The sequence below is a fragment of the Variovorax guangxiensis genome (genome assembly GCF_003952165.1).
GTDB lineage: Bacteria > Pseudomonadota > Gammaproteobacteria > Burkholderiales > Burkholderiaceae_C > Variovorax > Variovorax guangxiensis.
The window spans coordinates 127,338-141,045 of sequence record NZ_RXFT01000006.1 but is presented as its reverse complement, the minus strand read 5'-3'; the positions used below and the strand labels follow the sequence as shown (position 1 = coordinate 141,045).

Below are 13,708 nucleotides of genomic sequence, written 5' to 3'. Positions count from 1 at the left end.
GGACTGGCTTGCTTACAGCAGGTGGGCGACGCCGGCCTGCTCGTCCTGCAGTTCCTTCAGCGTCTTGTTGATGCGTTCCTGGCTGAATGCGTCGATCTCCAGGCCTTCGACGATCTTGTACTTGCCGTTCTCGGTGGTGACCGGGAAGCCGAAGATCACGTCCTTCGGAATGCCGTATTCGCCGTTGGAGGGCACGCCCATGGTGACCCACTTGCCGTTGGAGCCCAGGGCCCAGTCGCGCATGTGGTCGATGGCTGCGTTGGCGGCCGATGCTGCCGACGACAGGCCGCGGGCCTCGATGATGGCGGCGCCGCGCTTGCCCACCGTGGGCAGGAAGGTGTCGGCATTCCAGACCTGGTCGTTGATCAGGTCCTTGACGCCCTTGCCGCCGACGGTGGCGAAGCGGTAGTCGGCGTACATCGTGGGCGAGTGGTTGCCCCAGACGGTGAGCTTCTCGATGTCGCCCACTGCGGTGCCGGTCTTGGCGGCGATCTGGCTGGCGGCGCGGTTGTGGTCCAGGCGCAGCATGGCGGTGAAGTTCTCGCGCGGCAGGCTGGGCGCGCTCTTCATGGCGATGTAGGCGTTGGTGTTGGCGGGGTTGCCGACCACGAGCACCTTGACGTCGCGGCTGGCGACCTGGTCGAGCGCCTTGCCCTGTGCCGTGAAGATCTGGGCGTTGGCAGCCAGCAGGTCGGCGCGCTCCATGCCGGGGCCGCGGGGACGGGCACCGACCAGCAGGGCGTAGTCGGCGTCCTTGAAGGCCACCAGCGGGTCGCCGGTGGGAATCACGCCGGCCAGCAGCGGGAAGGCGCAGTCTTCGAGCTCCATGATCACGCCCTTGAGCGCCTTCTGGGCCTTCTCGTCGGGGATCTCGAGCAGTTGCAGGATGACCGGCTGGTCTTTGCCGAGCATTTCACCGGAGGCGATACGGAACAGCAGGGCGTAACCGATTTGACCGGCGGCACCGGTGACGGCAACGCGGACGGGCTTTTTGCTCATGGGAAGACTCCAGAAGGTAATGAAACGGTGTCGGCGCTCTCGTGGGGCGCCAGGGGTTCTGCGGGATGAAATACCTTCCCGCAGCGCGAGACCGGCAGCATTTTAAGCCGATTCGATGAGCCCCGTCTTATGTCTTATATAAGATATCCTCTCGGGGTCCGCCAAGGCGCACCCCACCGCTGCCATGAACACGCCCACCCCATTCGACGAGCCCGCGACGCCGTCCTTCAGTCCGCTCTACCAGCAGATCAAGACCCTGATCCTGCAGAGCCTGCAGGCGGGCGAGTGGAAACCGGGCGAGCCCATCCCCAGCGAGATGGACCTGGCGGTGCGCTACCGCGTGAGCCAGGGCACGGTGCGCAAGGCCATCGACGAGCTCTCGGCCGAGAACCTCGTGGTGCGCCGCCAGGGCAAGGGCACCTTCGTCGCCACGCATGCCGAGCAGCATGTGCAATACCGCTTCCTCAAGCTCGTGCCCGACGAGGGCGACCCGAGCACCGAGGGCCCGGCCGTTCGCACCATCGTCGACTGCAAGCGCCTGCGCGCATCGGCCGACGTGGCGCGCGCGCTCGGCCTGCGCACCGCCGACGCCGTGCTGCAGGTACGCCGCGTACTTGCCTACGGCGGCGTTCCCACCATCCTCGAAGACCTCTGGCTGCCCGGCGCGCCCTTCAAGGGACTCACCGCCGAGCGGCTGCGCGCATGGCCCGGCCCGATGTACGCGCTCTTCGAAACCGAGTTCGGCGTGCGCATGGTGCGCGCGGAAGAAAAGATCCGCGCCGTGCTGCCCGATGCCGAACAGGCCGCGCTGCTCGACGTGCCGCCGCAGATGCCCCTGCTGAGCGTGGAACGCGTGGCGCACACCTACCATGACACGCCGATGGAGCTGCGCCGCGGCCTCTATCGCACCGACACGCACCATTACAGGAACCAGCTGGGCTGACCGCGATGCAGATGAACGCCGAACACAGGTGCGCCAGCGCGCGCATGCAACGTGAGCATTGCGCTACGAAGTCAATAGCATCCGACTGCAACGGTGCAGTGACTCGCATGCGTCCGCAGCGCGATGGTGCATTGCAATAGAATTTTGCGTTGTTTGCACTTCCCATAAGAAACAAAAGCGTTCGCTCTCAGAACAAGCAACAAGCCAACAAGTCACAAAAGCCACGAAAGCCCATCCCCCAATGACAGAGCTTGCAACTCCTCCCCGGCCCAAGCGTCGCGAATTCCGCAACATCAACGCCTTCACCGACCTGACCACCTACCGGCTTCCGCCGGCCGGCATCGTGTCGATCCTGCACCGCGTCAGCGGCGTGCTGATGTTCCTGCTGATGCCGTTCATCATCTGGATGTTCGACACCTCGCTGTCCTCCGACTATTCGTTCGCCCGCTTCAAGGCCGCCTTCAACAGCGGCCTTGGTTTCGTTCCGGGGTGGTTCTTCAAGCTCGTGGCGCTCGCGCTCATCTGGGCCTACCTGCACCACTTCATCGCCGGCCTGCGCCACCTCTGGATGGACGTGAGCCACTCCGCGGTGAACAAGGAGTTCGGCAACAGCTCCGCCATCTTCACGCTGGCCGCGAGCGTCATTCTCACGCTGGCGCTCGGCGCCAAGCTGTTCGGCCTGTACTGAGAAGGAGCCAACCATGTCTGTGAATTACGGCTCCAAGCGCGTCGTCGTCGGCGCCCACTACGGTCTGCGCGACTGGCTCAGCCAGCGCATCACGGGTTGCCTGATGGCGCTCTTCACGATCATCCTGCTCGCGCAGCTGATCTTCACCCGCGGCCCCATCGGCTACGACCTGTGGGCCGGCATCTTCGCCGCGCAGTGGATGAAGGTCCTGACCTTCTCCGTGATCGTCGCCCTGCTCTACCACGTATGGGTCGGCATGCGCGACGTGTGGATGGACTACGTCCAGCCCGTCGCCATCCGTCTCGTGCTGCAAGTTTTCACCATCGTCTGGCTTGTCGGTTGTGCGGGTTGGGCCATTCAAGTGCTTTGGAAGATCTGACCCACCATGACCTACACAAAAGAAAAAATCACCAAGCGCAAGTTCGACGTCGTGATCGTCGGTGCCGGCGGCTCCGGCATGCGCGCCTCGCTGCAACTCGCCCGTGCCGGCCTCAACGTGGCCGTGCTCTCCAAGGTGTTCCCGACCCGCTCGCACACCGTCGCCGCGCAAGGCGGCGTGGGCGCGTCGCTCGGCAACATGAGCGAGGACAACTGGCACTACCACTTCTACGACACGATCAAGGGCTCCGACTGGCTCGGTGACCAGGACGCGATCGAGTTCATGTGCCGCGAGGCGCCGAAGGTCGTGTACGAGCTCGAGCACTTCGGCATGCCCTTCGACCGCAACCCCGACGGCACCATCTACCAGCGTCCGTTCGGCGGCCACACGGCCAACTACGGCGAGAAGCCCGTGCAGCGCGCCTGCGCCGCGGCCGACCGCACCGGCCACGCGATGCTGCACACGCTCTACCAGAAGAACGTCGAGGCACGCACCCAGTTCTTCGTCGAATGGATGGCGCTCGACCTCATCCGTGACGAGGAAGGCGACGTGGTCGGCGTGACCGCGCTCGAAATGGAAACCGGCGACCTGCACATCCTGCAGGCCAAGACCGTGCTGCTGGCCACCGGCGGCGCGGGCCGCATCTTCCAGGCTTCGACCAACGCCTTCATCAACACCGGCGACGGCCTCGGCATGGCCGCGCGCTCGGGCATCCCGCTGCAGGACATGGAGTTCTGGCAGTTCCACCCGACCGGCGTGGCCGGCGCGGGCGTGCTGCTGACCGAAGGCTGCCGAGGCGAAGGCGCGATCCTGCTGAACAGCAACGGCGAACGCTTCATGGAGCGCTATGCGCCCACGCTGAAGGACCTGGCGCCGCGCGACTTCGTCTCGCGCTCGATGGACCAGGAAATCAAGGAAGGCCGCGGCTGCGGTCCCAACAAGGACTACGTGCTGCTCAAGCTCGATCACCTTGGCGCGGACACCATCCACAAGCGCCTGCCCTCGGTGTACGAGATCGGCGTCAACTTCGCCAACGTCGACATCACGAAGGAACCGATTCCCGTCGTGCCGACCATCCACTACCAGATGGGTGGCATCCCCACCAACATCCACGGCCAGGTCGTGGTGCAGAAGGGCGAGGACAACAGCGCCGTGGTGAACGGCCTGTACGCCGTCGGCGAATGCTCCTGCGTGAGCGTGCACGGCGCCAACCGCCTGGGCACCAACTCGCTGCTCGACCTGCTGGTGTTCGGCCGTGCCGCGGGCAACCACATCGTCGAGTTCGCCGACAAGCTCAAGGAACACAAGCCCCTGCCCAACGACGCGGCCGACCGCACGCTGGAGCGCCTGAACCGCCTCGAGGCCTCCACCGGCGGCGAGTACGCGCAGGACGTGGCCGGCGAGATCCGCGCCGTCATGCAGCAGCATGCCGCCGTGTTCCGCAAGCAGGCCTCGATGGACGAAGGCGTGGTCAAGATCGCCGCCGTGCGCGAGCGCGTCAAGGCCATCGGCCTGAAGGACAAGTCGAAGGTGTTCAACACCGCCCGCATCGAAGCCCTGGAAGTCGACAACCTGATCGAAGTGGCGCAGGCCACCATGGTCTCGGCTGCTGCCCGCAAGGAATGCCGCGGTGCCCACACCGTGGAAGACTACGAGCGCCCGGCCGACGATCCGGTCGCACCGCTGGGCCGCGACGACGCCAACTGGATGAAGCACACGCTCTGGTACAGCGCCGACAACCGCCTCTCGTACAAGCCGGTCAAGCTGCAGCCGCTCACCGTGGCCTCGGTTCCGCCGAAGGTCCGCACGTTCTAAGCGAGCGGCTCACAGTCAGCTCATACAAAGCATTCACAAGGTCACTACGATGAAGCGCACATTCCAGATTTACCGCTACGACCCGGACAAGGACGCCAAGCCCTACATGCAGACGGTCGAGATCGAACTCGACGGCCACGAGCGCATGCTGCTCGACGCGCTCATGAAGCTCAAGGCGCAAGACCCGACGCTGTCGTTCCGCCGTTCGTGCCGCGAAGGCGTCTGCGGCTCCGATGCGATGAACATCAACGGCAAGAACGGTCTGGCCTGCCTGACCAACATGAACACGCTCAAGGGCACCGTGGTGCTCAAGCCGCTGCCGGGCCTGCCCGTCATCCGCGACCTGATCGTGGACATGACCCAGTTCTTCAAGCAGTACAACTCGATCAAGCCCTACCTGCAGAACGACAGCGTGCCGCCCGAGAAGGAACGCCTGCAGTCGCCCGAGGAGCGTGAAGAGCTCAACGGCCTGTACGAGTGCATCCTTTGCGCGAGCTGCTCCACGAGCTGCCCGAGCTTCTGGTGGAACCCCGACAAGTTCGTCGGCCCCGCCGGCCTGCTGCAGGCCTACCGCTTCATCGCCGACAGCCGCGACGAAGCCACCGCCGAGCGCCTGGACAACCTGGAAGACCCGTACCGCCTCTTCCGCTGCCACACGATCATGAACTGCGTGGACGTGTGCCCCAAGAGCCTGAACCCGACCAAGGCCATCGGCAAGATCAAGGAATTGATGGTGCGTCGCGCCATCTGAGCCCCGCGGTCCAGCAGTTCTTCAGAAAGTCACCATGCAACCCGTCGCCGACTCCCGGGAGCTGCTCAGCGAACGCGCGCTGAGCAAGCTCAAATGGCGCTGCCGGCGCGGGCTGCTCGAGAACGACCTGTTCATCGCCCGCTTCTTCGAGCGGCACGAATCCCGCATGACCGTGGGTCAGGCGGGAGCGATGGAGACATTGATGGACCTGTCGGACAACGACCTCCTCGACCTCCTTCTTCGCAGAAAGGAGCCCGAGCCCGAATGGGCCGGGGCCGAGGTGGTCGCATTGCTGCAGCTCATGCGCACCGACGGCGCGCAGCGCCCTGCAATTTCTCCTTCGTCCTGAATCCACCTCTGAAAGTAAACCGAAATGAAAGCATCCGATACCAAGGCCACGCTGTCGTTCAGCAACGGCGGCGACAGCGTCGAACTGCCGATCTACAAGGGCACCGTCGGCCCCGACGTGATCGACATCCGCAAGCTGTACGCACAGACCGGCATGTTCACGTACGACCCGGGCTTCATGTCGACCGCCGCCTGCCAGTCGGCCATCACGTACATCGATGGCGACAAGGGCGAGCTGCTGTACCGCGGCTACCCCATCGAGCAGCTCGCGACCAACTGCGACTTCCTCGAGACCTGCCACCTGCTGCTGTACGGTGAACTGCCGGACGCAGCCAAGAAGGCCAACTTCACGAAGCTCGTGACCAACCACACGATGGTCAACGAGCAGATGCAGTTCTTCCTGCGCGGCTTCCGCCGCGACGCGCACCCGATGGCCATCATGACCGGCCTGGTGGGCGCCCTGTCGGCCTTCTATCACGACAGCACGGACATCAACAATCCCGAGCATCGCGAGATCGCCGCGATCCGCCTGATCGCGAAGATGCCCACGCTCGTGGCCATGGCCTACAAGTACACGATCGGCCAGCCGTACATGTACCCGAAGAACGAACTCAGCTATGCAGGCAACTTCCTGCACATGATGTTCGCCACGCCGTGCGAGGAATACAAGGTGAATCCGGTGCTCGAGCGCGCGCTCGACCGCATTTTCATCCTGCACGCAGACCACGAGCAGAACGCCTCGACCTCGACGGTGCGCCTGTGCGGCTCGTCGGGCACGAACCCCTTCGCGGCCATCGCGGCCGGCGTGGCCTGCCTCTGGGGCCCTGCCCACGGCGGCGCCAACGAAGCGGCGCTGAACATGCTCTACGACATCCAGAAGGAAGGTGGCGTGGAGAAGATCGGCGAGTTCATCAAGAAGGTCAAGGACAAGAACTCGAACGTCAAGCTGATGGGCTTCGGCCACCGCGTGTACAAGAACTACGACCCGCGCGCCAAGCTGATGCAGGAAACCTGCAACGAAGTGCTGACCGAGCTGGGCCTGGAAAAGGACCCGCTGTTCGCGCTGGCCAAGCAGCTCGAGAAGATCGCCCTGGAAGACGAGTACTTCGTGTCGCGCAAGCTGTACCCGAACGTCGACTTCTACTCGGGCATCGTGCAGCGCGCCATCGGCATCCCGGTGCCGCTGTTCACCGCGATCTTCGCACTGGCCCGCACGGTCGGCTGGATCGCCCAGCTGAACGAAATGATCGGCGACCCCGAGTACAAGATCGGCCGCCCGCGCCAGCTGTTCGAAGGCTCGCCCAAGCGCGACGTGAAGCCGATCTCGGCTCGCTGATCCGCGCCCTCCGGCTCGGCCATGAAAAGGAAGCTGCCTTCGGGCAGCTTTTTTTTGGCCTGTAAATTGCGGTCTCCTTCCTGTTGTTCGACGAAAAAAGGAGAAAGCAGATGGCAGCTTCCAGGCGCGTAGCCAGTTTGTATTCAAGGGCGGCATGCATTGCCCTCGCCGCGGCGGCCCTCCTCGGCTGCGCGGGCGACCCGAACCGGTCCGTGGCACCGTCGGCGGCATCCGGCGGGCAACAGCAGATACCCGTGAAGGTGCTCATCATCAGCATGTTCAAGCCCGAGGCGCAGGTCTGGCACGAACCGCTGAAGCTCAACCGGGAGATCAAGGTGCCGGGCCTGTCCGCCGACGATCCGCTCATGCGCTGCAACGCCGATTCGGTGTGCCAGGTCACCACCGGCATGGGGCACACCAATGCGGCGGCATCGATCACGGCGCTGGTGTTGAGCGGCAAGTTCGATCTCTCGAAGACCTACTTCCTCGTGGCCGGCATCGCGGGCGTCGACCCGAACGTCTCGACCATCGGCTCGGCCACGTGGGCCCGGTACCTGGTCGACTTCGGCATCGCCCACGAGATCGACGCGCGCGAGATGCCGTCGACCTGGCGCACCGGCTACTTCGGCATCGGCGCGAAGGATCCGGACGCCAAGCCCAAGTTCGAGTACCGCACCGAGGTCTTTCGCCTCGACGAGGAACTGCTGCGGAAGGCGCTGAAGCTGTCGGCCAACGCGCCGCTGGCCGACAGCGACAAGGCGCGCGCCTATCGCGCAAGGTATCCGCAGCCGACGGCCAGGGCGCGGCCATCGGTCCTGCAATGCGACACCGCAGCCGGTGATACCTACTGGCATGGCAAGTACCTGGGCGAGACGGCCACGCGCTGGGTCTCGCTCGTGACCGACGGGCAGGGCAGGTACTGCACCACCCAACAGGAGGACAACGCCACCTACGAGGCCTTGAAGCGGGGCGCCGGCGCAGGTCTGCTGGACTTGAAGCGCGTGGCCGTGCTGCGCACCGCCTCGAACTTCGACCGGCCCCATCCGGGGCAGACCGCCTATGCCTCGCTGTCGGCCGAGTCGGGCGGGTTTCCGATCTCGACCGCCAACCTGCTGATCGCGGGCCGTCCCCTGGTCGATGCCATCGTCGGCAACTGGACAGCCTGGCGCGCCGGGGTACCCGCCGACTGAACGCAGCCGGTCACCACTTCACGCGCACGCCCACCGAGCCGTTGATCGAGCTCTTCACCCTGGCGTTGCCGCCGCTCGCCCAGAGCTTGCCGATTTCGCCGTACAGGCTCGTCGACTCGCCGAGGGCCAGCGTGAAGCCGCCCGCGAGTTCGGTGCTCGTGCCGCCGGTCGGGGCTGCGATGTCGGTGGTGGTCGCTCCGTTCACGAAGCGGGCGATGTCCGCGCCGCTCGACGTGCGGTAGACGTTGAAGCGCCCGTACGGCTGCAGTGTGCCGGCGCCGGTGGCGATCTCGCCCTTCACCCGCAAGCCAGCACGCGCGATCCAGCCGCTGTCGGCCTGCGGCTGCACGACGGCGCCGACGATGGCGGAGTTGCCCAGGTCCATGTGCTGGTGGATCAGTTGCAGCTGCGGCTCGATGCGCCAGCCGCTGCCGCCCAGCGCGAAGGACTGCCCCACCTCGATGGAGCCCAGCAGGCTGTTGCCCTTGCCGCTCATGCCCTGGCTCGCCAGCGGCTCGACGGTGTAGCGGTGTCGGCCCGACTGCACCACCGCGTCGGCATAGAAGCCGCTGTCGCTGGTGTAGGTGCCGTACACGCCCAGGTACTGGCTGCGCAGGTCGTTGCGCCCCACGCCCAGGTTCTGGATGCCGCTGGCGAAGCCTCTCACGCTGGCATCGCCGTCGAGCTGGCCGACGTAGAGGCCCGCGCGCCAGTTCGGTGTGGCCAGCAAGTCGGTGCCGGCCTGGAAGCCGGTGAGACGGCCCTTGCTCGATGGCGATACCGCGCCGCCCTGCTGGATGTCGATGTCGGTGGAGAGCACGCGCGCCCAGGCGCGGCGGCTCGAGGCGCCCGGTGTGGCCGCGCCGCCCTTGACGTCGTCGTCGCCCACGCGCTTGCGCAGGTCGCCGAGCATCGCGAGGTTGCCCTGGCGCAGTTGGCCGGGGAGCGCGGAATAGAGGGAAGCCTCGGCGCGGTAGGTGATGACCGGTGCCGGCGCGCCAGGAGAAACATTGGTGCTCGAACGCAAATACCAGTTCTCGCCCGCGCCGTTGGCGTCAGCCGCATAGAGACGGTACTCGTAGGCACCGGCATCCACATGGCCGTTGGCGAGGCTGAAGGCGTCCTTGGTGGTCTGGGCCGTGGTGGTGGCGCCGTTCTTCGCGGTGACCACCTCGATGCCGTTGCCGCTGGTGAGCGCGCCCAGCCCGCCGAGGTTGCTGACCTGCACCGTCGTCCTGCCGCTGGCGGAGGCGGCGGCGCCATCGAGCACCAGCCGGTCGGACGGCCCCGTGCCGTTGAGCACGGTGCCGAGCCTGAGCACGCCGCCGTTGCCGACGTAGGCGCCCGTCACGGTGAGCGTGGTGCCGGCGGCCGCGCCCGCGAGCGAGACGGTGCCGCTGTTGGCCAGCGAGGCCACTGTCTGGCTGAAGCCCGCAAGGTCCAGCGTGGCGCCCGAGGCCACGCTGTGGGCGGAGGCCGCGCTGAAGGTATTGGCGGCGCCCGCCTTGAGCGTGCCCTGCGCGACGTTGGTGGCACCGGTGTAGTTGTTGGCGCCGGACAGCGTCAGCGTGCCCGAGCCCTCCTTCGTGATGAAGCCGCCGCCGCTGATCGCGCCGCTCAGGGTCGCGTTGAAGGCGCCGGTGTCGATGACCGGATCGGTGCTGCCGGTGAGCTGGATCGCGTTGGCGATCGTCAGCCCGTCGGCACTGAAGCCGAGCGTCGTGTCGTCGTCCATCGACAGCGTGCCGGTGCCCAGCGCCTGGCTGTTGCCGAGGTTCAGGCGCCCCTGCCGCAACGCGGTGCCGCCGGTGTAGGTGTTCGCGCCCGAGAGCGTGAGCGTGCCCGTGCCCACCTTCACCAGCGAGCCGCCGGTGCCTGAGATCACGCCCGAGACTTCGGTGCTGCCGTTCAGCCCGCCCGTGGTCAGCGCCTTGGCGCCGAGGTTCACGTCGCCCGCGCCGGACAGCGAGCCGACGGAGATTCCCGCCGTGGTCAGCGAGCGGATGAGCAGGCGCCCGCCCGCGTTGTTGACCACCGAGGCCTGATCGGCGGTCGCGCGGTCGAAGATGTCGATCAGGCCGCCGCTTTCGTTGACGAAGGTCGCCTGGCCCGCACTGGCGTCGTCCAGCAGGTTGATCTGGCCGCCCGAGAAGTTGGTGACGCGCGCGTTGCCGGCCGTCGCGTTGCCCCGGATGTTGGTCAGGCCGCCATGGTTCTCGATGACGGCGCTGCCGGCGGAGGCGTTGTCCCTGAACTCGGCCGATGCACCTGTGTTCATGATGAGATGGGCGGTGCCGGCGGAACTGCTGTCGCGGAACTGCACGAAGCCTGCGTTGTCCGTCGGCAGGGGGCCGCGCGCGGCGGCGGTGATGGTCAGGCCGCCCGCATCAGCCTTGCTGCCGAAGACCAGTGAGGCGTTGCCGGCCACGGACACCGGCCCGGCGCCGAGCGCGCCGGTCGCCAGTGCCTCCAGGCTGCCGGCAGCCACCGTGGTACCGCCCGTATAGGAGTTGGCGGCACCCAGCACCAGCGTGCCACGGCCGGTCTTCTGCAGCGCTCCACCGCCGGAGACTTCGCCATTCAGCGTCAGCGTGCGCACCAGGTCCACGTCGAAGGTGCCGCCGCCCGCGCCGATCGAAACGGCGCGGGTGGCCGTGGTGTCGCCGGTGACGTTCAGCGTGCCGCCGTCGAGCGTGAGCGCACCGCTCGAGTTGCCGAGCGCGCCGTCGTCGGCGATGGAGAGCGCCCCGCCGGTCACGAACCATGGCGTCAGGCCGGTATTGATGCCGGTCAGCGCCCAGGTGCTGGCGCCGGTCTTCTCGTAGCGCGCGAAGCCGCTATAGGTGGCCGAGTTGAGCGCAGTGGTGCCGTCGGTCGTGTCGCCGGCCAGCCTCAGCACGTTGCCGGTGCCGGATGTCACCCTGAGCAGGCCGGTGATCGAGGAGCCGGCGCGCAGTTCGAGCTGGTTGTCGTTGCCGGTGATCCGCACCGCATCGCCGGGCGTGATGCCGTCGCCATTCATGCCGGCCATCAGGGTGCCGCTGTTGACGATGCTGTTCGCATTGCCGCGGATGCGCAGGCCTGCGCCTCCGATGCCGTTGGCGGTGTTGTTTCCGCCGGCGCCGCCCGCGCCTCCCACCAGTGCCCCGGTATTGAGCACCGAGTTGCCACTGGACTCCAGCGCCAGGCCGGCACCGCCTTCGCCGCCGCCGCCCACCATGCCGCCGGTGGTGACCACGGCGCCATTCCCGCCGTTCCCGCCGATGGCCGTGCCGGTGTTGGTGACCGTCGCGCCATTGCCTTGCACCACGATACCGTCGCCACCGCCACCGCCACCGCCGGCCCACTGGCCGATGGCGCCTGCGCCGCCGTTGCCGCCGATCGTCTGGCCCGCATTGTCCAGGGAGACGCCGGCCGCCACGGACTGCAGGCCCGCGCCGCCACCGCCACCGCCGCCGGCCAGGCGCGCGATGCCGCCGGCACCGCCGTTGCCGCCCCGCAGGATGACGCCGCCTCCCACGTTGATGGCAGTGTCGGCCGTGTACACGGCTGCACCGCCACCACCGCCGGCGCCCGCGCCGTAGACCGGATCCGGATCGGGTGCGCCATTGGTTCCCGAGCCCCCGGTGACCGATCCGGTCACGCTGGTTGCCCCTACCGCGCCGCCTGTTCCGCCGGGTCCGCCGGCTCCGTCGCGGCCGTTTCCTCCGTTGCCACCCGACGGAGGAATTCCATCGAGGCCCGGGAACTCGCCGACGCTTCCGCCAACTCCGCCGCTGCCATTTCCCGCGCCGCCCCGGCCGCCCGTGCCCCCGCCCGCGATAAATGCAGTCCCGCCGCTGGCCTGCGCCCAGGAGACTGCCGGCAAGCTGGCCAGCGCCAGCAGGCCCACGACTGCAGTGACCGAAGAGGCGCGCCGCCCGCGCCGCCGCGACACCTCCGAAACAGCGACCCAGGTGCCCAGTGCAGCGTTCCATACGCTGCGGTAAATGGTGTTCATGCCCCTCCTCCGTTGTGAATTGCAATCAAAAAAGGTCGAAATGTAACCAAACAATCCAAAGCGGGCGAGGGTATCGTTTTCGTAGGCCGTAAAAATCACCGGATCAGGTGATAGCCGAATTACTGACACGGCAAGCCCCGAGGCGTCCATGCCCGGCCAGGCGGGTTGCCCGTCGTCCCGTCGTCGCTTGGCACCGAGGCCATCTCACATCACGATGACTGGCACTTGGAAACAGGGAGAAAATAGCTCTCTCATCGCAAAACGCGATGTCCGCAGCCCCCATGAGCACCTCCGAACGCAACTTCGCCCGCCGCATCGACCTCACGTCGCTGCAGCTGTTCGTGGCCGTGTGCGAACTCGGCAGCATCGGGCGCGCGGCGGAGCGCGAATTCATTGCGGCCTCGGCCATCAGCAAGCGGCTGTCGGACCTCGAGGCCACGCTCGGCACCACCCTGCTCTACCGCCATGCGCGAGGCGTCGACCTCACGCCCGCCGGCGAAAGCCTGCTGCACCACGCGCGCTCGGTGCTCTACAGCCTCGAGAAGATGCAGGGCGAGCTCAGCGAATACGCCGACGGGGTGCGCGGCCACGTGCGGGTGCACGCCAACATCTCGGCGATCGTGCAGTTCCTGCCCGAAGACCTGGGCGTGTTCACGCGCGCCCACGAGGCCATCAAGATCGACCTCGAGGAGCACCTCAGCAGCGAGGTGATCCGCGCGGTGCAGGAAGGCGCGGCCGACCTCGGCGTGTGCCACGTGGCCGGCGGCGCGGGCGAGCTGCAGAGCCTCTCCTACCGGCACGACCGGCTCGCGCTGATCGTGCCCACGGGCCATGCGCTGGCGTCGCGGGGCAGCATCGACTTCGTCGACTCGCTCGACTTCGACCACGTCGGCCTGCACACCAACAGTTCCATCTACGTCGCGATGCACGAGGCCGCGCTGGACGCCGGCCGCAGCATCAAGCTGCGCATCCACGTGACAGGTCTCGACGCCATGTGCCGCATGATCGAGAACGGCCTGGGCATCGGCGTGATGCCGCAGCGCGCCTTCGAGCTCATGCGCAACGGCATCGGCCACGGCCTCGCGAGCGTCGCGCTCCACGACGCCTGGGCCGCGCGCGAGATCAGGCTGGTGGCACGAGATTTCTCCACCCTGCCCGTGGCGGCACGCTCGCTGGTCAACCACCTGCACGCAGCCGCGGACGGCGGCGAACAGCTCGCGGCCTAGGCCGCAACGGCAGACAATTCCATTTCCCCACGA

11 protein-coding genes are annotated in these 13,708 nt (G+C 66.9%); 9 read left to right on the top strand and 2 right to left on the bottom strand.

Features of this window, described 5'->3' with window-relative positions; genetic code table 11:
* Nucleotides 1-12 precede the first annotated feature (12 nt).
* Nucleotides 13-999: a malate dehydrogenase gene (locus EJP67_RS15905; protein WP_126022681.1), complete on the bottom strand. Its 987-nt coding sequence runs from the start codon at nt 997-999 to the stop codon at nt 13-15.
* 184 nt (nt 1,000-1,183) lie between these two features.
* On the opposite strand from EJP67_RS15905, the gene EJP67_RS15900 reads away from it, so the two are divergent.
* From EJP67_RS15900 to EJP67_RS15865, 8 genes are all read left to right on the top strand, one after another.
* Nucleotides 1,184-1,942 carry a GntR family transcriptional regulator gene (locus EJP67_RS15900; protein WP_126022680.1) on the top strand — a complete coding sequence of 253 codons (759 nt, stop codon included), beginning with the start codon at nt 1,184-1,186 and terminating at the stop codon, nt 1,940-1,942.
* Nucleotides 1,943-2,183: 241 nt separating this feature from the next.
* Nucleotides 2,184-2,630: a succinate dehydrogenase, cytochrome b556 subunit gene (sdhC, locus tag EJP67_RS15895; protein ID WP_126022679.1), complete on the top strand. Its 447-nt coding sequence runs from the start codon at nt 2,184-2,186 to the stop codon at nt 2,628-2,630.
* Nucleotides 2,631-2,643: 13 nt separating this feature from the next.
* The gene (gene sdhD / locus EJP67_RS15890) at nt 2,644-3,009 is read left to right on the top strand and encodes a succinate dehydrogenase, hydrophobic membrane anchor protein (RefSeq protein ID WP_125947845.1); all 366 of its coding nucleotides are present in this window, start codon (nt 2,644-2,646) and stop codon (nt 3,007-3,009) included.
* A 6-nt stretch (nt 3,010-3,015) separates the two neighbouring features.
* Nucleotides 3,016-4,824, top strand: coding sequence for a succinate dehydrogenase flavoprotein subunit (sdhA, locus tag EJP67_RS15885; RefSeq protein ID WP_126022678.1), 1,809 nt, complete (start codon nt 3,016-3,018; stop codon nt 4,822-4,824).
* A gap of 49 nt (nt 4,825-4,873) precedes the next feature.
* Nucleotides 4,874-5,575 (top strand): succinate dehydrogenase iron-sulfur subunit, encoded by a 702-nt coding sequence (locus EJP67_RS15880; RefSeq protein WP_081270662.1) that lies wholly within the window; start codon nt 4,874-4,876, stop codon nt 5,573-5,575.
* A 34-nt stretch (nt 5,576-5,609) separates the two neighbouring features.
* Nucleotides 5,610-5,924, top strand: a complete 315-nt coding sequence (locus tag EJP67_RS15875) for an FAD assembly factor SdhE (RefSeq protein WP_126022677.1) — start codon at nt 5,610-5,612, stop codon at nt 5,922-5,924.
* A gap of 24 nt (nt 5,925-5,948) precedes the next feature.
* Nucleotides 5,949-7,259 (top strand): citrate synthase, encoded by a 1,311-nt coding sequence (locus EJP67_RS15870; RefSeq protein ID WP_126022676.1) that lies wholly within the window; start codon nt 5,949-5,951, stop codon nt 7,257-7,259.
* A 110-nt stretch (nt 7,260-7,369) separates the two neighbouring features.
* A complete protein-coding gene (locus EJP67_RS15865; RefSeq protein ID WP_420824270.1) occupies nt 7,370-8,449 on the top strand; it encodes a purine-nucleoside phosphorylase in 1,080 nt (359 codons plus the stop codon).
* A gap of 10 nt (nt 8,450-8,459) precedes the next feature.
* Here EJP67_RS15865 and EJP67_RS15860 read toward each other — a convergent pair whose 3' ends face one another.
* Nucleotides 8,460-12,449: an autotransporter outer membrane beta-barrel domain-containing protein gene (locus tag EJP67_RS15860; protein ID WP_126022675.1), complete on the bottom strand. Its 3,990-nt coding sequence runs from the start codon at nt 12,447-12,449 to the stop codon at nt 8,460-8,462.
* A gap of 281 nt (nt 12,450-12,730) precedes the next feature.
* Here EJP67_RS15860 and EJP67_RS15855 point away from each other — a divergent pair, with 281 nt between their 5' ends.
* Nucleotides 12,731-13,675 (top strand): LysR substrate-binding domain-containing protein, encoded by a 945-nt coding sequence (locus EJP67_RS15855; protein ID WP_126022674.1) that lies wholly within the window; start codon nt 12,731-12,733, stop codon nt 13,673-13,675.
* Nucleotides 13,676-13,708 lie beyond the last annotated feature (33 nt).